Below are 22,931 nucleotides of genomic sequence, written 5' to 3'. Positions count from 1 at the left end.
GAATTGGTGCGACATTCATCTTGGGGGTGCTGAATATGAAAAAGAAAATGAATATGAAGAGCTTCAAGTTCAATCTAAGTATGACGGTGAGCCGCAAGCTTACGATTTCATTTCTGACTATTTTTATCATATTGATGGCTAACGGTGTCCTGGTATTCAAAATGACGAAGGAGATGAATAGCCAAACGGCACAAATTACCGATACTTGGCTTGCCAATATCGACACGATTCATCAAATCAATTATATGATGGAGCATATTTATACGCTGCAGATGCAGGTGGCGCGGACTAGTATAGCGATTAAGAAGGAAATGCTTCTGGCTGAAGGCGATGCCGCGATAGTGGAGATCGACAAACTGATGAAGGATTACAGCGCGAACAAGTCGGAGGGCGAGGACGAGAGCATGATCCGATCGCTCGACGGCGAATGGAAGTCGTATATCGCGATTTACCGTAAAGTAATGCTTGAAGCAGCCAAGTGGGACAACGAGGTGAAGATTGAAGCGGCGCTTGCAGAATCGGATCAATCGTTCAATACGATGATGACGTATACGAATACGCTGATTCGCACAAATAATGAAGGCGCGGAAGCGGCGAAGCAGATTAGCAAGGAGACGTATGACAGCAGCAACATGTCGATCTTGATTGGACTTGTAATTGCAGGCGTCGTTATAGTAATGTTCATTCTCTACATAAGAAGGGCAATTTCTTCTCCTATACAGAAGACGGCATTGGTGCTGGCAGAAGTGGCAAAAGGCAATCTGCAAGTGAAAGTGCCTACGGTTCGTAATCGTGATGAAGTTGGACAGATGGTAAAGGCTGCGGATACGATGCTGAGTGCATTGCGCGCTTCGATGAATGCGGTCCAGCACGCTTCACTGAACATTACAGGCTCGTCGGATGMTCTAATGACCGTATCGGGCAATAACCGCTCCTCTTCCAAAGCGGCCGCAGACAGCTTCAAGGAAGTTGCTTCGGGCTCAGAGCAGCAGATGCATCGGTTCGAGGAAATTAGCCGGGCAAGCGAAGAGATGTCCGTCGGCGTGTCGCGGATTGCGGAATCAAGCTCATACGTATCGGAGATGTCGGCAGCTGCAACGGAACAAGCGAAGGAAGGCAGCCGAACGGTTCAAAATGTCGTCTTCAAAATGACGTCGATCGACGAGACGGTTCGTCAAGCTGCGGAGCAGGTCCATCGACTTGAGTCTCATACGCGCAGCATCGGAGTCGTCTCTGATCTGATCGGCAGCATCTCGAAGCAGACGAATCTGCTCGCCTTGAATGCAGCGATTGAAGCCGCAAGGGCAGGCGAGCATGGCAAAGGCTTTGCGGTTGTAGCCGAGGAGGTACGCAAGCTGTCGACGCAATCTGCGGAATCGGTCACACGTATAACGGAGCTTCTTGGCAAGGTCATGGAGGATACAACCGTGACGGTTCAAGCGATGCGGGCGAGTGAGCATGAGACGAAGGAAGGACTAGCGAGCATGAAGGAAGCGGGAGAGTCGTTCGAGCAGATCTCGAACGCTTCGATGAATGTGCTTAGCAAAATTCAAGAGGTTGCTGCCGCATCCCAGCAGCTTGCGGCAAGCTCGGAGGAGGTAACCTCCTCGATCATGCACATGACTGATATTGCGAGAAGGACATCGGATATTGCCGGTGCCGTTGCGGAATCGGCCGAGGAGCAATACAAATCCGCAGAGGATATATCCTCTGCGGCGCAAGATCTAGCCGATATTTCGGTTCAAATGCAGCAGGTCGTTCAGCAATTCAAGCTGTAGTTACCGTTTGAAGTTGCTCCATATCATCTCAGGTCTAACCCCAAGCTCGCCGGCGATCAGCTCGGCGGTGAGCCGCTGGGGCTTTTTGATTTTTCCATTGCGAATTTTGGAAATCGTCGTCAGCGATATAAGAGTGGACTGCGCCAGCGAGGTGACGGATACGTTCTTGCTCAGCATCAGCATGCGCAGCTTGTAGGATGGATCCTCCTCTTGCGAGCTAAGCTGCATGTTCATAAGTATAACGACGAAGTTCTTGAAGCTGCGGTTGCCGTTATAGAAAGGCTGAATGAGAGCGCTCGTGGAGTAGCTGCGGTCGCCTAACTTGAGCTGGAAGTCGATTTTCTCTGCCGTGCGATTGTTTTTGGCGTATTCGAATACGCGCTTTGCTTTGCTGCGGTCATGCTCTAGAACCATATCGTAGATGGAAGTTCCGATATACGACGAGGCGGGCTCCTGAACGGGAGCGTAATAATGTTTCAAAGTCTTGATGTTATATTTGTCATCGACGATGGTGGATATCATAATTTTGTTCTGAACGATATAATCGTCAATCCACTTCGTTTCTCTAAGATCTTTGCAAATAAGGACGTAGAAGGTGAGACCGTCGCTTTGAAGCTTGCGGCTGGATAAGCGAATCGGCGCTGGCGTAGATGATTTGGTAACCAAAGCGCATTCTATCGAAGGCGATGACCATTCATCCTCGGAGAGGCTATGAATAACATCGTAGAAGGAGTTGCCTGTATCAGCGGTCGAAATGGCCGAAGAAGGATCCAAATGGAGCAGATCGGATTTCTTAAAGCCCGAGAATTCGGTAAATGCTTGATTAACATCGCGAATATACAGGCGGGATTCCTTTATTTCAATGATAAGCATCGGATCCGAAAGTAAATAAAATAAATGATTCATCGATAACGTCCTCCCATCAGTTCACATGTTTCAAACATAATCATAACTAATTATGTCACAAAAGCTAACATAAAGACATAGTTAAATTTGAAATATTGATGTCCTTAGCAAAAAACAACAATTGAACATGATTAGCCGTACAAATAGGCATACTAATGGAAACGCAGGAAAGGAAGATGAATTTGACCGATCAATCCGCTATTTTGTTCGAATTCAGCGATGCGCGCAGCGCGGCGCTTGCCTCTGATACGCTAGAGGAGCTTGGTTACGCACCCGTATTACATGATAATAATCGTATACATATTCACATTGAAGGCAGCGATTTAACTTCGGCTTTGGAGATTGCGCAAGCGAATGGAGGGAAGCTGGTGGAGCAGTCGCATATTGCGGAGTGGGCCGTAACGAGCAGCGCTTACGCGCTTGATGCGGTTACCATTCCAGCGCATGTCGTTAACGAGGATTGGGTGGATTCCTATGCCGCCGGAGGGCAGGAGGAGGCTGATCTCCTCCGCAACCGTGACGATGATGCTGATTATGACGATGAGTTTCTGCCGGATGCGGGAACGTACGATCATTTCTCCGGCGATGTGCGGATCTAGCTAGCCTAATTCACCCGTTCCAACGCTAAGCGCGGCGTTCGTGCCCGCATTGTAGCCGGTCGTAAAGGCAGCTGTAATATTATAGCCCCCTGTATAACCGTGTATATCGAGTACTTCACCGCAAAAATACAATCCAGGCATGAGCTTGGATTCCATTGTGCGCGGATCGATCTCCTTCAAATGGACGCCGCCGCCTGTGACGAAAGCTTCCTCTAGCGATAACGTACCATTTATCGCTACGGGGAAGCTTTTGATTTGCGCAGCGAGCGCAAGCCAAGGCTCCTTCGGTATGTTGTCGTACGTAATGTCGCCGGAAATGCCGCAGCGATCCAATAGAAACTCGAGCAGCCTTTCTTGCAGGTAGCCGCGCAGGACGTTGCGGATCGCTTTGCGGGGCTCGAGCTTCGCCATACGAAGCGTTTCCTCGTACACCTCCGATTCGGTCCTTCCCGGAAGAAGGTCGATTGTTAAGGAAACGGTTGCTCGTGCAGCATTGCTCGGGTCGGCTGCCTTCGTCTGCTTCAATTCCTTCACGACGAACTGACTGCATCTAAGCGCGGCCGGACCCGATAACCCGAAGTGAGTAAAGATCATATCCCCTTCATGCGAGACGAGACGTTTGCCCTTATGGCTCCATACGGTAAGGATGACGCCGCGAAGCGACAGCCCTTGCAGTTCCTTGGATTGAATCCAAGGTTCGGAGGAAGTAAGCGGCACTTCAGTGGGATATAGCTCCGTAATCGTATGCCCGGCCATCTTCGCCCAAGGATAACCGTCGCCTGTTGAGCCGGTATGGGGTACGGATTTGCCCCCTGTTGCAATAATGACCGCCTTCGCTTTGATCGCTTCACCGCTTGCAAGTCTAACGCCGCTTACGGCGCCATCCTCATAAAGCACCTCATTGACGGGGGATAGCGTTCTTACCGTAACGCGCTGCTCCTTCACCTTGCGTATGAGCGCATCAACGACGGTCTTCGCCTTGTCCGAAACGGGAAACATTCTTCCGTTATCCTCTTCCTTAAGCGCGATTCCCATATCTTCGAAGAACGCGACGATGTCGCGGTTGCTGAAGGTATTCAGGGCGCTGAATAGAAAACGGCCATTGCCGGGTATATGTCTAACGAGCTCGTCAAGCTCCTTCGCATTTGTCACGTTGCATCTGCCGCCGCCGGATATGCCGAGCTTCCTGCCCAGCTTGTCTCCTTTGTCGATGAGCAGTACGTCTGCTCCCCCGCTGCCTGCTGCTGCTGCTGCCATTAGGCCGGAAGGGCCGCCGCCAATAATAATAATGTCGTACATGTTGCACGCTGCCTTTCTGTCTGATCCCTCGGATCGTATCATTTCTTCAAATATAGGAAAGTATCAGTTTCACTCTTATCTTTATGCTTATATTTCTCCGGAATGAAACGAGCCACGCCTCCAAAGGACGGCTTTTGCCGTTTCACCTTCATTGTATCATTCTTTACCGCATAGGTATGCGTTATAATGAAGCCAAATGAAAAGTTAAGAAGGGCGGCGATGCGGATGCTGCGATTGGAAAGGCGTCTGAAAGGTGTAGGGGAAGCACAATTGTACGTGAGGGAGTGGTTGCCGGATGCAGCCGATGACACTGAGGTCAAGGGTGTCGTCTGCGTGCTGCACGGCATGGGGGAGCACGGCGAGCGCTTCTCGCATGTTGCCGAGAGGCTGACGTCCCATGGCTTCGCTGTTGTGGCCATGGATCAGTTCGGCCACGGACATTCATCAGGCAAGCGGGGCCATATGCTGTCGATTGAAGCGACCGTCAGCGAGGCAGGGCTTATGATCGCCGACGCAAGCTCACGGCATCCAGGGCTGCCTCTGTTCTTATATGGGCATAGCATGGGCGGCAATATTGCGCTGAATTGCGCGCTTCGCCTTCATCCGATGCTTACAGGACTTATTCTGTCCAGCCCATGGCTGCGACTGGCGTTTCAACCACCGGAAGTGAAGTTGTGGCTCGCTCGCAGGCTGGCGTCGATTGTCCCGGCGCTGCAGCAGTCAACGGGCTTGAAGACGGAGGACTTGTATCGAAGCGGCAATCCGCATGCAGCCTCCATCATCAATGACGAGCTGTATCATAAGAAAATTACAGTTCGAACTTTTTTGGAAATACAGCGGGCCGGGGAATGGGCGATCGAGCATATCGATGAGCTTGACGTTCCTGTGCTGATTATCCACGGTACGGCGGATCGAATAACGTCCTTTCAAGCGAGCAAGGAGCTAGCGGCTCGGCTCGGGGACCGATGCGATTGGCTTCCGGTCGAAGGCGGGTATCATGAACTGCACAATGATATCGATGGGGAACATACAATTGTGCAAATGATAGACTGGATTGATCGCAGATGTCAAAACAGGTAGTTTATGTTTTTTGGGAATGATAGTATGATAGATTATGTTACGTTGCGTCCGAAGGAAATGACATGCTTGAGACATTTGAATAGCAGTTTAGACGCTAGGGGGATCTGATTGTCTGTGTTGAAGGAGCTGCTGCTACAATTCATCTTATCCTTATTGCCGGTGTTTGCTTATCAGCTATGGTATGACAAAGATCGCGGCAGCAAAGACACATCGCTTATTATGTCGTTGCTGGGCGGAGGCGCAATGGCTCTATGCATGATTACTTCGCAGAGCGTGCACGGTTATGAGCTTGATTTTCGTCTCATTCCTTATACGGTTGCTTCTCTATACGGCGGACTGCCGACCTTAGTCGTATTGACCATCGTATATGCAGTATTCCGCATACCGATGCTTGACAACTTGTCCGAATTCGTAATTTTCAGCGTATTCATCATTATTTTCATGATGGGGATGTCGGCGACATTACGTCATTTTCATCGCGTATCTTCGCTTCGCAAGAAACGGATCGGGCTATTTATCATGTCTTTGATATGCCTCTATTACGCTTTAACCTTCATCTTATATTTTTCAGTTCAGCAAATTCAATTTAACGCAGAGATCATAAGTTCATTATTAATAAGCATTGTTGGAACTTTGCTTGCAATGTGGTTGTCTATCTATATGATCGAAAGCGTCAGGGAGAAGAAGCTTCTGTATGATGAAGTTACCCGCGTGTCGGCCAATTATCGCAACGAGGTGGAGAAGCTTCAGCAATTCATTGACGAGACGTCGTTTGCGGTTGTGCTGCTCGATCGGGAAGGTATTGTTACCCATATTAATGAACTAGCGATCAAGCTTCTTAGGTTGAAGCCGGAGTTCAATAACGTGAAGCTATTGCTTGGGGAATCATACCGCGATATATTCGTACCTGAGTTAGCAGCGGCGTACGAGGAGCTGTTGCAGAAAGCATTGAACGGCGATAGAGAAACGCTCCAGCCCTACATCGAAGGCGATAAAATATTGCTCAAATCCGCGTTCTCGATCCGATCTACGGTTAACGAACAGGTCGCTGGGGCAGCGCTGCTTGCGCATGACGTTACCGAAATTAATCAATTGCGCGACGAGGTTGGCCGCATGGAGCGCCTGAGCCTTGTCGGCCAGATGGCCGCAAGCATAACGCATGAAATTCGGAATCCGATGGCTGTCATTCGCGGCTTTGTTCAACTCATCCAGGAGCGCAGCGGACAGACCCATCATGATTATTTCCGTATTGTGATGGAGGAGTTGGATCGCGTCAACAGCATTATAAGCGACTTCTTATCGCTTGCGCAGAATAGAGCACTAGCTATGGAGATGAGTTCGCTTAATGACATCATTAGGGATATGAAGCCGTTGCTGGAAGCCGATGCGAACTTGCGCGGGCAGTCGCTGCTGGTTGAATTAGGCGAGGATATGCCATCGATTATGGTGAACGATCGTGAAATTAAGCAATTGCTGCTTAATCTTGCACGAAACGGTATGGAGGCCATGGACGAGAAGGGCATTCTCACGATTACTACGGAATATAAGGACAACGTTATCGAGCTTCGTATCGTCGATGTTGGCGTAGGGATCCCGCAGGAGAAGATGAATAAGCTGTTCGAGCCTTTCTTTACAACAAAGACGCGAGGAACGGGACTCGGGCTGCCGCTATGCCTTAGTATTGCAGAACGGCATAACGGCCGAATCGATGCTTATTCCACAGAAGGCAAAGGTACGACATTCGTTGTAAGCTTTAATATACATACGCAAGAGGTCGGAATAGCGACATAAGGTAAGCGGTCAATGCGCATACTAGCTTCGAAACCAACAGGACTGGCTTKAATGATTTCGAGCCGGAAGCTGGAAGGAGGAGAGCAAGCATGGCGCAAAACAATAGGGGCGACAAAGGCAGCTCACGCGAGCAGCGGCAGCAAGCAGCCAACAATACGGCGAAATCCGGCAAGGCTGCTGAAGAAGCAGGCTACGATAAGAAGTTGAACGGCCCGAATCGGCCTTCGATCTAGCAAGGAGGCGCTTGCGAATGGCTGATGAAGAGCAGCAAYGTCATCCCGAACAGAGCGCGATGAAGGATGATCCCGCGCTAGATCCGTATGAGATCGAGTTTCTGCCGGAATTCCGTGAAGGAAGAGGCGAACGCGCCCCTTTCGTCAATGAACATGGTGTCGTGATCGGCGATCACAATTACGAATCCGACCATTCTCCGCTGTCGCAATGGAGCGTGGAGACAGATCCGGCTATCATGGCGGGAGATCAGTGGGTGCATCCATTCAAGGACATCGGCTTCCAAACGGCAGAGAACCGAGATTATTTCGAACGGAAAATCGCTCCGCAGGCAGGCATTTTTATGCATCTTGACAAAAATGCGGCTTACGGTGCGGGTGAGCCGGATAAATCGGCGGATATGGCGATAAATGAGCAACCGGAGTGATGAGCTCCGGTTGCTTTATTTTCGTAAGGGACGGTATAATAGTAGCTAAAATCATGTAATTTAAGGGAGTGTTCTACAATGTCTATGTCCTTCGAAAGATATATGTTAGATATGGTTCAACCGATGCGCGACGATCTTACCCGTATCGGTGTTCAAGAGCTTCGTACACCGGAGGAAGTGGAGGCAGCCGTTCCGAACGCCAAAGGAACAGCGCTTATCGTAGTCAACTCCGTATGCGGCTGCGCAGCAGGCCAATGCCGTCCAGGCGTAGCAGAAGCGCTTCAGAACGAAGTAACGCCTGACCACCTGTACACGGTGTTCGCAGGTCAAGACAAAGAAGCAACGGCGAAAGCACGCGAATATTTCGCGCCGTACCCGCCATCTTCCCCTTCGATCGCCCTGATGAAGGACGGAGAGCTTGTTCATTTCATTGAACGCCACCAAATCGAGAACCGCTCGGCAGCAGACATCGCAGCAGATTTGACCGATGCATTCGACCGGTTCTGCAAATAAGAAACGGAGACGATACTTATGAGCTTGCAGCGCGAAATCATTGAACGTCTTGGCGTAAAGCCGGAAATTGAGCCGGAAGCGGAAATCCGTAAACGGGTCGACTTCCTGAAGCAATACGTCAAGCAATCGGGAACAACAGGATTGCTGATCGCGATCAGTGGCGGCATTGACAGCGCGGTAGCGGCAGGACTGTGCAAACGCGCTACCGACGAGCTCAGCGAGGAGTCGGGCCAAGAATACATTACGCTCGGCGTCTTCCAGCCGTATAGTGACCAAGCGGATATTCACGACAGCTACGCCGTCGCTGAAGCTTTCGGGCTTACGCATAAAGTGGAGACGAATATCGGCGAAGCGGTTGACGAGATCGCGCTCGAAGTCGAACATGGGTTTAAGTCGCTGGGCATTCACCGTCATCTTAGCCGCGGCGGCAAAGGCAATGTGAAAGCAAGAACGCGTATGGTCATGCAATACGCGCTTGCCTTCGATATGAATTTGCTTGTCGTTGGCACCGATCATGCTTCGGAGGCCATTACCGGCTTTTATACGAAGTGGGGCGATGGAGCTGTAGACGTTACGCCGCTTAGCTCGCTGAACAAGCGCCAGGTTCGTTTGCTGGCATCGCATCTCGGCGTACCGCAAAGCGTCCTTGACAAGGCGCCGACCGCGGGACTATGGGACGGTCAGACCGACGAAGACGAACTTGGCATTAAGTACGATGAGAATAGCGCCTACCTCGAAGGCAAAGAAATTAGCGAAGAGGCGCGCGAGAAGCTTGAGAAKCAATATTTGAAAACCGAKCACAAACGATCGCCGATTCCAGGCATCTAACTTGGTTGCAGCACATAGAGAGAAGGCAGCAGAAAACGCTATTCTAGCGTTTCATGCTGCCTTCTCTTTATTTATGATACCAAGCTAGAAAAGCTTCAGCGACATCCGCTCCTGCTCTGCCGTTCGGATGGGGGTCATTGCCCGGACTCATATATTCGTCCTTGAGCTTGTTCTCATGAGGCGCAGCCTGCCCGAGCGCCTTCGCGATATCGAAAACGCGATCCACGCGCGATGGCGCTTGCTGTCTGATCCATTCGTTAACGGTCCGCCACACCTCTTCATGAGCGCCTTCGAAGTTGAAGGCCGGCAGGGTGAAAAGAATAAGGCTGGTTTCGTGATTAGCTGCCTTCAATTGCTCGATAATCGAGGTTAGGTCACCAATCAATTGCTCTGCGCTGCGATTGCCTGTTCCAATGTCGTTGACGCCAAGACATATCGCGACCTCATTACCTTGCTTTGCTTTATATAGCCATGGGCTTTCCGGGGTAAGATCATAGGCGCGGGCCCAACCGCTGCCGATATTCCACACGCCGATGGATGGCGCCAAACCCTCCGCGATTCGAGCCGACCAGAACGAGTAGCCATCCTTTTCCGTACGCACGCCTTGCGTAATGGAATCGCCGAGAAACACAAGATGTTTATCAATGGACCGTTCGTAAGCGATCATGGATGGCAACACCTGCCGATTGCCGGCGGGCAAGAATCCTTCCGCGCTATGTTGCGCCGCAAGATTGCCGGCAGCTTCATAAGCAGAGGCTAGCAGTGTCTCTGTATTGTAAGGAATACCGTCCTCCGGACCGTACGCCGCAATCGCCCATGTAAATACAAGCGAATGCCCCTCGGGAATGAATAAGTCTACCGGATCGCTCCAGAAGCGCTCGCCTGGCAGCACCTGCTTCGAAGCGTCGCCATTGAAGGTGATCGTGTGCAGGCTGCCAGCCTGAGCTGCACCATCAGAGTGCAGGCCGCCATCGCCGATCGTACAGCTCTCGATTCGCCAAGCGCCGCCTTTATCGGAAGCCTTGGATTCAGTGCCGTCTGACCAAGTGGAATCAACGGCGTTGCTATGCCATAATTTCAAGCGAAGCGCGCCATACTCGCGCGGCTTCACATAGGTTCGGAAAGTAATCGTTGTCTCGCCGGTCGGTCTGTACATAAAGTTGGCTGCAGACGACAAGGCGGTAACGGATGTATAAGTACTGGTCACGCTGTTCAACTCCTAGAGTCAAAATAACTGCTGCTAACTCAAACTATCATTTTTCGAAAGGTATGTCACTATTACAGTTATAACCCATACATTCCCAAATTACGGGTAGCGCTTTCATAGTCGAAATGATATGATTCGGTTACATACATTATTCGACATTAAGGGAGCTGTTATCGATGCAACGTAAACCAACAATCGGATTATTGACGTCCTTCCTAGGCGGCAATTACCTTGGTGAAATGATGAATTCGATCCAAAGGGCAGCTTTGCAAAATGACGCAAGATTAGTTGCTATTCGAACAGCGGGAAAAAAATTCGATTGTCCGATTGCGCTTGACTACGTGGATGGCTGGATTATTTTGAACAATGCAGCTACAGACTCCTATATACAGCAATTGTCGAATGAATGGAACAAACCGATTGTAGGCGTAGCGAAGGATCTTGATGCGCTGGATGTGAAAGCACAAACGGTAATCTGCGACAATGAAGGCGGGATTATGGCCGCAGTGCGGCATTTGTATGAGCATGGTCACCGATCCATCGGATTCGTAGGGCATCTGGCGCTTGACGATATGAAGTATCGATTGAATGGTTATAAGAAGGGGCTTGAAGCATGCGGGCTGCGCTTTGATCCGCATTTCGTGATCGATCCGGACGATTTGAGCGTAGACGGAGGCAGGCGGGCAGCGGAGCGGATTGCCCAAGCGGGATTTCCCTTCCGCGCCGTAGTTGTCTGCACGGATATGATGGCGATTGGCATGATTAAGCGGTTCGAGGAGCTTGGCGTTCGTATTCCCGAGGATATGGCGATAATCGGCTTCGATAACACGATTGCAGCTAGATCGCAGCGAAGCGGACTTTCCAGTATAGATCAGAATATTGTGCGTAAAGGCCAGCTTGCGGTTGAATTGCTGCTGAGCCAAATTAACAATCCAGCGGATTCCATTCCGTCATCCATCCATCGGATTGAGTGCACGCTTATTGCACGCGGAACATGCGGCTGTTCAACGCATCTTGAGAGGGAAACGACGACGAAGCAGATTCTTGAAGATCACCGCGATGATAAAAAAAGAGTTACGCAGCTAGGCGTTCACTATGAATTCAATAAATTTATTCTTAATTACAACATTAAACAGTTGAAGAACTTGTCTTGGGCGCTTGCACCGCATTTCCAATGGGGTTGTCTGGGGACATGGAACTTTGATGCTTCTCCCGGGGAAAATGTATCGTTAACCGAGCTCTATCATTTCCAGCGCGATGAGCAGCGGCTGCATGCAGGCAGCATGCCCGTTGAGACCTTCCCGCCGCTTCAGCTTATCGAAAGCATTCAGAAGGAAGAAGACAGCGAGATGATCTATATCATCCCTTATCGGACCGAACCGGACAACTGGAGTGTGCTTGCAGCAGGCACACGGCTCTCGGATACGGTAGAGAATATGGACGATTATATGTCAGTCGTGCATTATCTGGACCTTATTGGAAATACGCTCGACAAGCAGGCTCTGCTTGACGAGGTCAGAGAGCAGGGCATGCAATATCGTCAAATTGCCGAGCAGCTTGAGATCGTTTCGAGAACGACTAACGACGGCATTTGGGATTGGGATCTGGTAACGGGAGAAGTAGCATGGAACCAGCGTTTCTATGACTTGCTGCAGTGCGCTGATGCTCAGACACTGGATTATTTTGTACATAGCGATGACGAGGCATATTATAAGCGGGCGCTAAGCGCCCATATTAACGAACATGTTCCCTTCTCCGTTGACGTGCGGCTCCGCAAGCATTCAGGAGAATATGTATGGACGGCGATATCGGGTGAAGCCTTACATGACTCGAGTGGCACTGCGATTCGAATGGTAGGTTCGGTAAGAGATATTACGGAGCGAAAGCAGTCAGAGGAAAAAATGCGTTTCTTGGCTTATCACGACACGTTGACGGGACTGATGAATCGACGCCGTTTCTTCGAGGAAGTGTCGTCAGCAACGGCGCATCCCGATCAGCCGTTCGCGCTTATCGTTCTTGATTTGGATCACTTCAAAAAAATGAACGACAGCTTCGGGCATCATATGGGTGACCGTCTGCTGCAGCTTGTCGCTGCTGGACTAAAGGAGCTTGTGCGGGAGGGGGATTATATTGCTAGATTCGGCGGCGATGAGTTCGTCGTCCTCTACCGCTTCCGGCATATAGAAGAGATCGAGTCGTTCACTTGCGCATTTGCGACCTATTTGTCTGCGCTCATCTTCGATGAAGGCGTTAATCTGACCATTTCGGCAAGCGCAGGCATTAGCTTGTTCCCTCGCGACGGGACGGATGCAGATTCGCTGTTCAAGAAAGCGGATATTGCGATGTACCATGTGAAGCAAACGGGCAAAAATCATTTCAAAATTTTCTCGGAGCAGATGATTGAGCAAAGGATGTGGAGGCTTAATCTGGAACGCGAGCTGAAGCAAGCGGTGCTTGGCGATGAGTTCGTGCTGCATTATCAGCCGCAGATCGATATGGCGACTGGTCAGCTTTATGGATTCGAGGCGCTGCTGCGTTGGAACTCGCCGACGCTTGGATGCATCTCGCCCATGACGTTCATTCCGCTAGCCGAGGAGACGGGTCTTATCGTTCCGATTGGCGAGTGGGTGCTGCGAGAAGCCTGCTCACAGAACGCCAGATGGCTGGCAGCCGGGCATCGGCCGCTCAAGTTGTCGGTCAATATATCCGGACGCCAGCTTAAGCAGGCTGATTTCATCGAGTCCGTGAAGTCCATTGTCAATGAGACGAGGATGGATCCGAACTATTTATGCTTCGAAATAACGGAAAGCACCGTCATCGACGATCTTGATTACACGATCTCTTTGCTAAGAGATCTGGAGAGAATCGGCATTCAGATTGCGATGGACGATTTCGGGACGGGTTATTCATCGTTATCAATGCTTAGGAAGCTGCCGCTTAACAGCTTGAAGATCGACAAATCTTTTATTCAAGAGTTGTCCTGCGAGCGGCAAGATATCGATATTGTAAAAGCAATCATCTCGATCTCGAATAGCCTTGATCTGCGAATTGTCGCTGAAGGAGTCGAGCAGGCTGAACAATATAAGCTGCTCCAGGAGCTAGGATGCCACTACATGCAAGGCTTCTATATTAGCCAGCCGTTGCCGGCCGAGCAGATTGAGTCCTTCCTGTACTCCCGCACATAGCAAGCTAGAGATTTGTTCTTGTTCATACATCGTTCACAAGCTTATAGCCCGATCGAGTCATGTGCTTATCGACCTTCGTTGATACAATTTGGACATCAAATCCAAATCGACGGAGGTTGTTTCATTTTATGAAGAAAACATTGAGAATCAGAAAAAAACTTGCAGGCGCGGCTCTCGTTGCCGTATTAACGCTCGGAGCGGCCGTTCCCGTCTTCGCGCATGACGGTTGGTCGCAGACGAACACGCCAATCGTCGCACCGGGACAAGTATCCTATGTCGAGCTTATGCTTGGCAATCACTCGAACGATCATAAAAGCTACCGTATTGCCGGCCAGTGGAGTCCGGATACGACAAAGGTGTTCGTAACGACACCAGCTGGCGTTAAGTCGGATATTACAGGTACGCGCTTCTATGCAGGGGAAGCGGCAACGGAGACAGAGCCGGCAGTGAACAATTATTTTGTTACTTCATTTAAATCGAATGTGCCGGGAGCCTATGTTGTTTCGGCAGAGGGTGATACGGTATTCGCCCATGGCGGCGTAGCCAGCCGTACGCTGCGAAGCGCCAAGTCGTTCGTAGCGGTTGGCGATATTCCGGTCGCCGAGCGGGTGAAGTCGTTGACAGGGTTCTCGAAGCAGGTTAGTCCGGATCGCGCGGAGCTTGTTCCGCAATTTAATCCGGCCGCCGTTGCCCCTTCGGAGCAGGTGTCCGTGCAATTGCTGCTGAAAGGCAAGCCGCTGGCGGATACGGCCGTTGATCTCATTCGGCGCAGCAACTCGGAATCGCTGGAATTGACGACCGACGCTAAGGGGATTGTGACGTTCACGACGGGAGCGGCGGATTATTACTTGCTTCGCGCTAAGCCTGTTACAACAGAAGGCAAGGAAGGCGAGTATACGAGCACGAACTATGAAGCGACGATGACGTTCACTGTTCAGAATCGTTCACCGAAGCTGCCAGGAACAGCGGCGTCCGCCGCGCCGAATCTTTATGTGAATGGCAATGCAGTGACGGATGGGACAGCAGCCTCCGTAACGGTGAAGAAAGGCACAACAATGGTCGATGCATCGTTCATCCGCCAATACGTGAACGCTTCATTCAAAGGCAATGGACTTGTTACGCTGCGCGGCTCGGTTGAAGGAGCTGGAGCGATCGTTGAATATTTCCCGGCAGTCGGCGATAATCGGGCAGCCATTGCGATCTATACGAAGTAATGGTTCGAAAAGCGATGATTAAACGACTTAGCCTTATAACGATAACGATTTGGTTCATGTGGGCATGCTTGCCGAGCTTCGTCTCGGCGCATGCCTATCTTTCGCATTCGACGCCGCTGCAGGATGCGGAGCTGCAAGCTTCGCCTGAGGCGATTAAGCTTACGTTCACGGAGAAAATTGATTCGAAGCTTAGCAGCGTCACGCTTACGAAAGCAAGCGATGGCAGCAGCATAGCAGGAAAGCTGAGCGCGGACGGAGAAATGACGCTTGTCTATACGATACCGAAGCTGGAAAGCGGCGAGTATAAGGTAGTGTGGCAAGTGTTGTCGCTCGATACGCATATTACGGACGGGTCGTTCCGCTTCGCGATCGGCGGCAAGCTGACGCAGACGAAGCCGGATGAGACGGTTTCGCTTGATGGCGGCGGGCAAGCTGGGTCGGGGCAGGATGAGCAGAGCGGCGGAGAGAAGCCTTCAGTCAGCAGCAAGCCGTTGCCGTCTGTGAAGCCAAAGCCTACGCCTAGCGACACGATAGACAAGGACGTGGGCGTTTCGGCTAAGCCCTCTGCAACGTCTCCGCCAAAACAAAACGACAATACGAGCGTTAGCTCTGCGGAGGTGGACAGTCAGGAGACAGATTCAGCACTGGCGACTGAGGAACTGCAGGCGAGTGTTGATACGATCAGTGAACCAACTAGTTCGCTGCCGCCAAGCAGCGAACCGACGGCGCCCTTAACTTCAACGAACTCCACGGAAGCCGACGCTTCGGAAATCGAGCAAGAGATGCTGGGAACGGACACGGAGGATAGCGAGCATAACCATGCGGGCGGTCAGAAGCTAATGTCAACGCTTCGGATTGCGGATGTGCTTATGTCCGCTATACTAGCAGCGCTGCTCTTCTTCCGCTATTGCATATGGAGAAATTACACCGAGGATGCTCCTCCCGGTTTCACTCTGCGAGCAGAACGAATCGTGATGGCAATTGCCGTTGCCGTGTGGCTGGCTACGGGGATGTGGAGGCTGACGATGCTTTCAAACGATCTCGGCGGCATCCCGATCGGACAGATTGCTAACGGAACGATGGTTGGCAAGATTGCTGTTCTCCGTCCCTTAGCGGCAGTGCTCTTGCTGCTGCTTGCATTCGCTCCCGTTCGCGAGCAGCGCTTCGCGAATATCGTGAAAGCAGCGGCGGCGGCGGCGATCATCGTCACGTTCCCGCTGACGGGCCATGCTTATGCGGAACTGACGGACGCCGGCTCGGCTATCCTTGCGCATGCGGTTCATATGGGATCGGCCGCTATCTGGCTTGGCGGTCTCGCCGGTCTTGCTGCGCTAACTTATCGGAGGCAGGCGGCGGCCGCCTTGAAGCTCGCTGCAGAGCGATTCGCGGCCTGGGCTTTGCCAAGCATGATGCTTATCATTGTGAGCGGTGTATGGCTGTCCGTTAAGCAGCTTGACTCTTGGAAGCAGCTTATTACTGAAGATTACGGCAACCTTATCCTAATCAAATCGGGCTTACTGCTGCTTGTGCTAGTTCTTGCAGCGCTGCACCGCCTCGTATTCATGCCGAGGCTTGCGCAGACGGAGGAAACGGGGGGCGGCAAAGCGGCGGCTTCTATGAGAGGGCTGTTGATCGGCATCCGAATCGAAATTTTGCTAGCGGTTGTTTTGTTCCTGCTGGCAGGAATGCTCTCGACAACTTCCCCGCCATCCGCAGCGTTAGAGCAATCAGCAGGCATCCCTTTGTATTGGCATGTGATGGGGGAGCAAGCTCATATGACGCTGCGAATCGACGAGGACAGCGACTCCAGATCGAGTAGTCAGAAGGCGATCCTATATTTATGGCTGCCTGAAGACAGCGGGCCTCCAAGTAAGATTGACGTATCGACAGCGCCGCAGTCGGATGGAGAATCGAATTCACAAACGCTTCAAACCATTCCGTTCGAACCGCAACCCGCTGATTCGGATGCCGATTCGTATCCCGGCTTTGTGAAATATACGTATAAGGCAACCGGAGCTTTAATCGATGTTTCGGTCAGCAACGTGATTACGGTGGATGTAATTGACGGGTTAGGCCATTCTATTCATTTTGAGCGAGAGACAAGTTCTTGACTTCCCTACCTGCATCTGCTAATCTCACCATCATATAAAGGCAGGTGTGAGGATGATCATTGGCATCGGGCATGATCTAACGGATATAGGTCGAGTTAAGCAAATAATGAACGGACGAACCGGTGCGAAATTCGTAGAGCGTGTACTCACGGAGGAAGAACGGGAGCTGTCGGCGKGTTACTCGGGGGAACGGCTGGAGCAGTTCACGGCTGGCAGATTCGCGGCCAAAGAAGCGGTGGTGAAGGCGCTAGGCTGCGGAATAGGCCGGGCGGTAGGTTTTACAGATATGACGATTGGTAGAGACGGTTGCGGCAAGCCTGTATGCGTGTTATCGGAACAGGCTTGTAGACGCCTCGGTTTGTCGGCAGCAAATATTCGCATTCACGTGACAATCACGCATGAGCGGACGCTTGCTTCGGCTTTCGCGGTGGTGGAACGCATATAGGTGTAACCTTTTGCCCATACTTGGAATGTAATATACCAAGCTTATGCGGTGAGAGGGAGTTGACGGCGATGAGAGAAGATCGGCAGCAGAAAACAAAGCGCAGATTCAAGACCGGACAATGGGTTCAATATGATGGGCTTTATTCCGACGATTGGGGCGGCGATCTTGTGTTGATGCAGGGCGAGCTGTTTCCTTCGCACCCGCAGATGGGCGATACGAGCTGGACCTACACAGGTCCGTCAGTGCTCGACTATGGCGGCAAATCGCCGAAGCTGAACGGACATCACATCGGATACTAGCTTTTTGAGTGGATTTTGTGCAGTCAAAAGGCTAGTAACGAGACGATATCAGAGTTTGATTGGAAATTATACAGTCAGATGGACGGGGAAGGCTACTGAGGGCAAGAATGCCGGATTTGACTGTATGCTTTCCATGCAAAAGTCGCTTAACAGGCTATTAGGCCCGATTAGATTGTATGAAATACAGGCAAGAAGAGGCTTGGCACGAGTGCCAAGCCTCTTTTTTGATATTCAGCCTTATCGGCTATTTCTTCCCCGCCAGCCACTCGGCCAACCCGTTAATTTCCTCCGCGGTTAGTCGCTCCTTGAACGGCGGCATTGAGCCTTCGCCTTCTTCGATTTGGCTTACAATATCGGCTGCTTCCATTCGAGCGCCAACCTCCTGCAGGTTCGTCACCGGCCCCATGCGTCCTTGCAGCTCGGTACCGTGGCAGCTGACGCAGTTCGCTTTGTAGACAGCCGCGACCTTAGGCGGCGCATCTCGAAGGCCGGCTCCTTTATCATCCCCGCCTCCGCAAGCCGCCAGTGCAAGCGGCAAGGCCGCTGCAATAGCTATTTTACATAGGATAGCGATCCTTTGAAGTTGTTTACTCATGCTGTATATCCCCTCTCTATACTTTCCAATTGCCAATTCGTTAACATTCATATGCATTTATTGCGTAAATCCGTATAATAGATAGGTAGTCTTTCAGCTATATCTAAAAATATACCAAAGTATAAACATCTTATACATACTTTACTGCCAAAATCATTTGCCCGTTCTTTCCTATCCGGGTTATTTGCGGTATAGACAACAGGAGAAACAATGAACCCGACAATCGCAACCATTATGCAAAATCAATTAAATCGCATTCATGCCGACGTGCTTATGACGGCTTATTCAACGAGCAACGTAGGATGGTGTGAGAATAACAGAGAGCCTGACTTCTACCGCTTCTGCTATGTAGATAAGGGCGAGGGTTGGCTAAAGATGGATTCGATCAGCTATAGCGCAACGCGCGGTAAGCTGTTTCTGATGCCGGCCGGCAAGGTGCAATCGTTCGGGACGAAGGGCGACGAGTCGTTCGGACGTTATTGGTGCCATTATCGTCTGGATCCGGCGGATATGCAGTTCATTGAATTGCAGCAATTGCCGGCTTTTATAGAGATTAAGGATGACGAGTATGTGCAGCAATTGTTCATGAAGCTCATCCAGCTCCAAACGACGCAAGGCGTGACTCGCGAGCTTAGAATGAAGGCGGTGCTGCTGGAGCTTTTCGCCTTATATTTCGAGGAGAGCTACAGCCAGAAGGAGCAGCAGAGCATCGAGAGCCCCGATATCAAATGGAATGAAGTCGTGGCTTACATTGAGGAGCATTTGGACCGCAACATTCAGATTGATGAGCTGGCTAAGGTTGCTTTTCTGCATYCAAACTATTTTATTACCTCGTTCAAAAATATGATGGGCTGCTCGCCGATCCAATATGTGACGAATCGCCGGTTGGCGCTTGCGAAGCAGCTGCTTGCGGAGACGGCAGAGCCGATCGCCGAGGTTGCCCGTCATGTAGGGATGCAAAATCATTATTTGTCCCGACTCTTTAAACGGTACACAGGCATTTCGCCTATTCAATATCGCCGTATTGCAAAGTCAAGCGCATCTGGCAAGTCCACTGCGGAGCAGGAGCGCACAACACATCATGAAAAGGGGGATTTAAGCTAGTGACAGAGATGGAGCAAGCAAGTTCATATTTCAGCCGCGAGCTGCTCGTCTGGTATCGTCGTCAGAAGCGCGATCTGCCGTGGCGTCAGAACCGCAATCCTTACCGGATATGGGTGTCCGAAATTATGCTGCAGCAGACGCGGGTGGATACGGTTATTCCCTATTACAATCGGTTCATGGACAAGTTCCCGACCGCTGAAGCGCTGGCTTCAGCACCTGAGGAAGAGGTGCTGAAGTGCTGGGAAGGTCTTGGCTACTATTCGCGTGCGCGAAATCTGCAGGCTGGAGCTAGAGAGGTCGTTCAAAAGTACGGAGGCGTTGTGCCTGATGACAAAACAGCGGTAGCCGGACTGAAGGGTGTCGGTCCTTATACGAGCGGGGCGATCATGAGCATCGCGTTCAACCGCCCCGAGCCGGMGGTAGACGGCAACGTTATGAGGGTGCTGTCGCGCTACTTCTGCTTGGAGGATGACATTGCGAAACCAGCCACTCGCGTTTCTATTGAGAAGCTGGCGGTGTCGCTGATTCCCGAAGGAGCTGCCGGCGACTTTAATCAGGCGTTAATGGAGCTAGGCGCGCTCGTATGCACGCCGAAGTCGCCGGGCTGCTTGACCTGTCCGGTGATGGAGCATTGCAAGGGCAGGCTGGAAGGTCGGGAGGGCGAATTGCCGATTAAGACGAAGGCCAAGCCTCCGCGGCCAGAGCAGCGTGTTGCCGCAATCGTGCTTGGAAGAGGGGCGAATGCGGGCAAAGTGCTCGTAAGAAGACGTCCGGATACCGGACTGCTGGCGCAAATGTGGGAGCTTCCGCATCTGCTGCTATCCAAGGACGAGTCTGGGCTGCTGAACGAGGATATGCCGAAGGAACAGGAGGCGCTGGCCGCCGAGCTTGGCGGAATGCTGCTGGATGAGACAGGGCTGCTCATTCGCCCGCGACGCTGGTTCATGGATGCCGATCACGTATTCAGCCATATACATTGGAAGATGCGCGTTTACTTGACCGACTTGGGCGGGGAAGGGCTGACTGCCGATACGGCGGAGGCTTACGGCATTGCTGCCGAAGCGGCAAGCGGGTATATGGATCAAGAGGGCCAGCCTTCAGCGTTCGGTAATAGTGCTGCCCGTACGGGAATCAGTATAACCTCTGAAGACTCTCAAGCCTACGCTAATACAGTACTTGCTGTAGCCGAGCAAGAGCTGCCTAAGGAATATGCATGGATTGGGCCGGAGGATATGGATACACTTCCGTTCCCGAACTTATTTTTGCGGATTTTACGTGAATTCTGGGAATAGTTGAATAAAGAGCGGAGGAAGAACGATGAGCAAAATGCTTGATTTGCTGCTTAAGCACAAAATTGTGGCTATATTAAGAGGGATTGAAAATAAACACGCGGATAATGCGGCTCAAGCTCTGATCGACGGCGGCATTCATATGATGGAAATTACGATGAATACGGACGGCGCGGCAGCGATGATCGAGCGGTGGCGGAACAAGTTCGATGGCAAGGCGGCTGTAGGCGCTGGAACGGTGCTTGACATGGAGCTTGCGAAGCAAGCCGTTGACGCTGGCGCGCAATTCATCATTTCTCCCAACCTGGACGAGGAAGTCATCGCGTTCGGACGCGAGCGCGGCATCTCTGTCTGGCCCGGCGTCATGACGCCGACGGAAATCGTGAAGGCGGTTAAGGCCGGCGCAGAGGCGGTCAAGCTGTTCCCGATGGGAACGCTCGGAGTCGGCTATTTGAAGGAAATCCGCGGTCCTTTGGATTCCGTTCCGATCATGGCGACAGGCGGAGTGGATCTGCACAACATTGCCGAATACTTCAAAGCCGGAGCCAATGCGGTTGGGATGGGCGGCAAGCTTATTAACTTGGAATGGGTTCGAGAAGGCAAGTTCGATCAAGTGACGGAACGGGCGAAGCTGTTCGCGGACGCCGTCCGTCAGTTGGATCAATAGACGGAGGCCATACGTATGGGAGCCGAAGTATGGATTGCGATGGTTGTCGTTATTGTTTTGGCGTTGGCGGCATACGTCATTTGGAGCATAGGCGCGAAGAGCCAGCAGCCGCGCAAGCTGGCGAATGTTGAGTCGCCTGATGTGGCGACAAAATGGCAGCCGCTATCGTTCGTAAGCGGCGGCTCGCGCATCGAAGGCTGGCTTCTGCAGCCGACTACGCTAAGCAAGTCAGGCGAAGCAGGATTGCCGGTCGTTATTGTGGCGCATGGCTGGGGCTCGAACCGGACGCGCGTGCTGCGTTATACGAGACCGCTATATGAAGCGGGCTTCGCTGTATTCATGTACGATGCGCGCAGCCATGGGAACAGCGAATCGATCAAAGCGCCGTCGGCGCTTATGTTCCGCGACGACATGCTGGCGGCTATCGCCGCAGCGAAGGGAACGCCGGGTCTCGACGCCGAGCGCGTAGCTGTCCTCGGCCATTCGCTTGGCGGTTTCGGCGCACTGCTCGCATTGGATCATGGCGCGGATGTATCCGCCGTAGTGACCGATTCAATGCCCGTTCGCTTCGATACGATGCTGAAGGCCGAGCTCAGAAGAAAGAAGATGCCGATCTTTCCGCTCGCTTATGCGATACCTTCGATTTGGCTTATTCGCGCAGGCATTACGAGGCAGCAGTTCAAGGAAGCTGATATTAAAACCGTATTAGAGAAACATGCGAGGGACAGTTCAGCGACGGCAGGCACAACGAGAGGCATGAAAACGAAAACCCCGGTACTTATGATTCATTCGGAGGGCGATGATTTCATCCGTTCGGAAGACTTGAAGCAACTACAGAGCGAGCTGCCGGCGGGAACGATCGAGACGTTGTTCGTACAGTCAAACGGACATAGCGCATCCGAGCAGGACCCGGGTTTCTGGCACACAGTGCTGCCTTTCTTAGACGCCAACACAAAGTGATTTATAAAATAAATCTGACCAAAACCGTCTTCGTAACTTTTCACAGGTTACGTTAGGCGGTTTTTTACATCCTAATCTTTCCGAAGCAGCTGAGTTTGCTTGCTTAAGCGGGGTTTTGCATCCTATTCTTCGACTGTGAGGAATATTGAAAGGCTTGCGTTGTTTATGTGGAGAAATAGGCCAGGTTATCCAGCTTAACCCTCATGAAAGGGTTATGTCGCCTGATATAAGCCGTATTTTCAATCCTATTCCTATGATAACGAGCCATACTAAAAAAAGACGCCTGCGGCACGAAGCCGCAGGCTACAAGAGATAATATATAATAAGGGGGGTCATGGGATTAGTATATAGGCGCAAGATGAAACCTACCTGAGAGAAATATTACTCTCAGGTAGGTTTCATC

Annotated in this window: 21 protein-coding genes; 17 read left to right on the top strand and 4 right to left on the bottom strand. The window is 51.5% G+C overall.

Translation table 11 applies throughout. The annotated features are described in order from the left end of the window. The first annotated feature begins 35 nt into the window (after positions 1–35). Positions 36–1,778 (top strand): methyl-accepting chemotaxis protein, encoded by a 1,743-nt coding sequence (locus tag AB4Z33_RS01940; RefSeq protein ID WP_442048271.1) that lies wholly within the window; start codon positions 36–38, stop codon positions 1,776–1,778. Here AB4Z33_RS01940 and AB4Z33_RS01935 read toward each other — a convergent pair whose 3' ends face one another. Further along, entirely contained in the window at positions 1,779–2,684 is a 906-nt protein-coding gene (locus tag AB4Z33_RS01935) for a helix-turn-helix domain-containing protein (RefSeq protein WP_442048270.1), read from the bottom strand. Positions 2,685–2,860: 176 nt separating this feature from the next. Here AB4Z33_RS01935 and AB4Z33_RS01930 point away from each other — a divergent pair, with 176 nt between their 5' ends. Then, positions 2,861–3,283: a hypothetical protein gene (locus AB4Z33_RS01930; RefSeq protein WP_442048269.1), complete on the top strand. Its 423-nt coding sequence runs from the start codon at positions 2,861–2,863 to the stop codon at positions 3,281–3,283. On the opposite strand, the gene AB4Z33_RS01925 is transcribed toward AB4Z33_RS01930, so the two are convergent. Continuing rightward, positions 3,284–4,582 carry an NAD(P)/FAD-dependent oxidoreductase gene (locus AB4Z33_RS01925; RefSeq protein ID WP_442048268.1) on the bottom strand — a complete coding sequence of 433 codons (1,299 nt, stop codon included), beginning with the start codon at positions 4,580–4,582 and terminating at the stop codon, positions 3,284–3,286. Between the two features lie 225 nt (positions 4,583–4,807). Between AB4Z33_RS01925 and AB4Z33_RS01920 the strand changes: the two genes are divergently transcribed. The 6 genes from AB4Z33_RS01920 (at position 4,808) to nadE (ending at position 9,452) form a co-directional block, all read left to right on the top strand. Next, positions 4,808–5,662 carry an alpha/beta hydrolase gene (locus AB4Z33_RS01920; protein ID WP_442048267.1) on the top strand — a complete coding sequence of 285 codons (855 nt, stop codon included), beginning with the start codon at positions 4,808–4,810 and terminating at the stop codon, positions 5,660–5,662. Between the two features lie 114 nt (positions 5,663–5,776). Further along, a complete protein-coding gene (locus tag AB4Z33_RS01915) occupies positions 5,777–7,453 on the top strand; it encodes an ATP-binding protein (protein WP_442048390.1) in 1,677 nt (558 codons plus the stop codon). Positions 7,454–7,542: 89 nt separating this feature from the next. After that, positions 7,543–7,686 carry a hypothetical protein gene (locus AB4Z33_RS01910; RefSeq protein WP_442048266.1) on the top strand — a complete coding sequence of 48 codons (144 nt, stop codon included), beginning with the start codon at positions 7,543–7,545 and terminating at the stop codon, positions 7,684–7,686. A 17-nt stretch (positions 7,687–7,703) separates the two neighbouring features. After that, the gene (locus tag AB4Z33_RS01905) at positions 7,704–8,111 is read left to right on the top strand and encodes a DUF3905 domain-containing protein (RefSeq protein WP_442048265.1); all 408 of its coding nucleotides are present in this window, start codon (positions 7,704–7,706) and stop codon (positions 8,109–8,111) included. A gap of 78 nt (positions 8,112–8,189) precedes the next feature. Next, complete coding sequence (locus AB4Z33_RS01900) at positions 8,190–8,624, top strand: BrxA/BrxB family bacilliredoxin (protein WP_442048264.1); 435 nt, start codon at positions 8,190–8,192, stop codon at positions 8,622–8,624. Positions 8,625–8,642: 18 nt separating this feature from the next. Next, positions 8,643–9,452: an ammonia-dependent NAD(+) synthetase gene (gene nadE, locus AB4Z33_RS01895; protein ID WP_442048263.1), complete on the top strand. Its 810-nt coding sequence runs from the start codon at positions 8,643–8,645 to the stop codon at positions 9,450–9,452. Between the two features lie 67 nt (positions 9,453–9,519). Here nadE and AB4Z33_RS01890 read toward each other — a convergent pair whose 3' ends face one another. Next, positions 9,520–10,659, bottom strand: coding sequence for an SGNH/GDSL hydrolase family protein (locus tag AB4Z33_RS01890; RefSeq protein ID WP_442048262.1), 1,140 nt, complete (start codon positions 10,657–10,659; stop codon positions 9,520–9,522). A 176-nt stretch (positions 10,660–10,835) separates the two neighbouring features. On the opposite strand from AB4Z33_RS01890, the gene AB4Z33_RS01885 reads away from it, so the two are divergent. The 5 genes from AB4Z33_RS01885 (at position 10,836) to AB4Z33_RS01865 (ending at position 17,913) form a co-directional block, all read left to right on the top strand. Further along, positions 10,836–13,844 carry an EAL domain-containing protein gene (locus AB4Z33_RS01885; protein ID WP_442048261.1) on the top strand — a complete coding sequence of 1,003 codons (3,009 nt, stop codon included), beginning with the start codon at positions 10,836–10,838 and terminating at the stop codon, positions 13,842–13,844. 128 nt (positions 13,845–13,972) lie between these two features. Continuing rightward, positions 13,973–15,058, top strand: a complete 1,086-nt coding sequence (locus tag AB4Z33_RS01880) for a DUF4198 domain-containing protein (protein WP_442048260.1) — start codon at positions 13,973–13,975, stop codon at positions 15,056–15,058. 14 nt (positions 15,059–15,072) lie between these two features. Continuing rightward, positions 15,073–17,169 carry a copper resistance protein CopC gene (locus tag AB4Z33_RS01875; RefSeq protein WP_442048259.1) on the top strand — a complete coding sequence of 699 codons (2,097 nt, stop codon included), beginning with the start codon at positions 15,073–15,075 and terminating at the stop codon, positions 17,167–17,169. A gap of 52 nt (positions 17,170–17,221) precedes the next feature. Then, a complete protein-coding gene (acpS, locus tag AB4Z33_RS01870) occupies positions 17,222–17,614 on the top strand; it encodes a holo-ACP synthase (protein ID WP_442048258.1) in 393 nt (130 codons plus the stop codon). A 68-nt stretch (positions 17,615–17,682) separates the two neighbouring features. Next, positions 17,683–17,913, top strand: a complete 231-nt coding sequence (locus AB4Z33_RS01865; protein WP_442048257.1) for a hypothetical protein — start codon at positions 17,683–17,685, stop codon at positions 17,911–17,913. A 244-nt stretch (positions 17,914–18,157) separates the two neighbouring features. Here AB4Z33_RS01865 and AB4Z33_RS01860 read toward each other — a convergent pair whose 3' ends face one another. Continuing rightward, positions 18,158–18,508: a c-type cytochrome gene (locus tag AB4Z33_RS01860; RefSeq protein WP_442048256.1), complete on the bottom strand. Its 351-nt coding sequence runs from the start codon at positions 18,506–18,508 to the stop codon at positions 18,158–18,160. Between the two features lie 210 nt (positions 18,509–18,718). Here AB4Z33_RS01860 and AB4Z33_RS01855 point away from each other — a divergent pair, with 210 nt between their 5' ends. From AB4Z33_RS01855 to AB4Z33_RS01840, 4 genes are read left to right on the top strand one after another with little or no spacing between them, the layout of a single operon-like run. Further along, entirely contained in the window at positions 18,719–19,612 is an 894-nt protein-coding gene (locus AB4Z33_RS01855; protein ID WP_442048255.1) for an AraC family transcriptional regulator, read from the top strand. Positions 19,613–19,620: 8 nt separating this feature from the next. Then, on the top strand, positions 19,621–20,904 hold the full coding sequence (gene mutY, locus AB4Z33_RS01850; RefSeq protein ID WP_442048389.1) for an A/G-specific adenine glycosylase: 1,284 nt from the start codon (positions 19,621–19,623) through the stop codon (positions 20,902–20,904). A 25-nt stretch (positions 20,905–20,929) separates the two neighbouring features. After that, positions 20,930–21,568 carry a bifunctional 4-hydroxy-2-oxoglutarate aldolase/2-dehydro-3-deoxy-phosphogluconate aldolase gene (locus tag AB4Z33_RS01845; protein WP_442048254.1) on the top strand — a complete coding sequence of 213 codons (639 nt, stop codon included), beginning with the start codon at positions 20,930–20,932 and terminating at the stop codon, positions 21,566–21,568. Positions 21,569–21,583: 15 nt separating this feature from the next. Further along, positions 21,584–22,528, top strand: a complete 945-nt coding sequence (locus AB4Z33_RS01840) for an alpha/beta hydrolase (protein WP_442048253.1) — start codon at positions 21,584–21,586, stop codon at positions 22,526–22,528. Positions 22,529–22,931 lie beyond the last annotated feature (403 nt).

The organism is Paenibacillus sp. 2TAB19, assembly GCF_052115185.1.
Taxonomy (GTDB): domain Bacteria; phylum Bacillota; class Bacilli; order Paenibacillales; family Paenibacillaceae; genus Pristimantibacillus.
The sequence above is the reverse complement of the archived record's forward strand: the minus strand, read 5'-3'. Positions and strand labels throughout refer to the sequence as shown.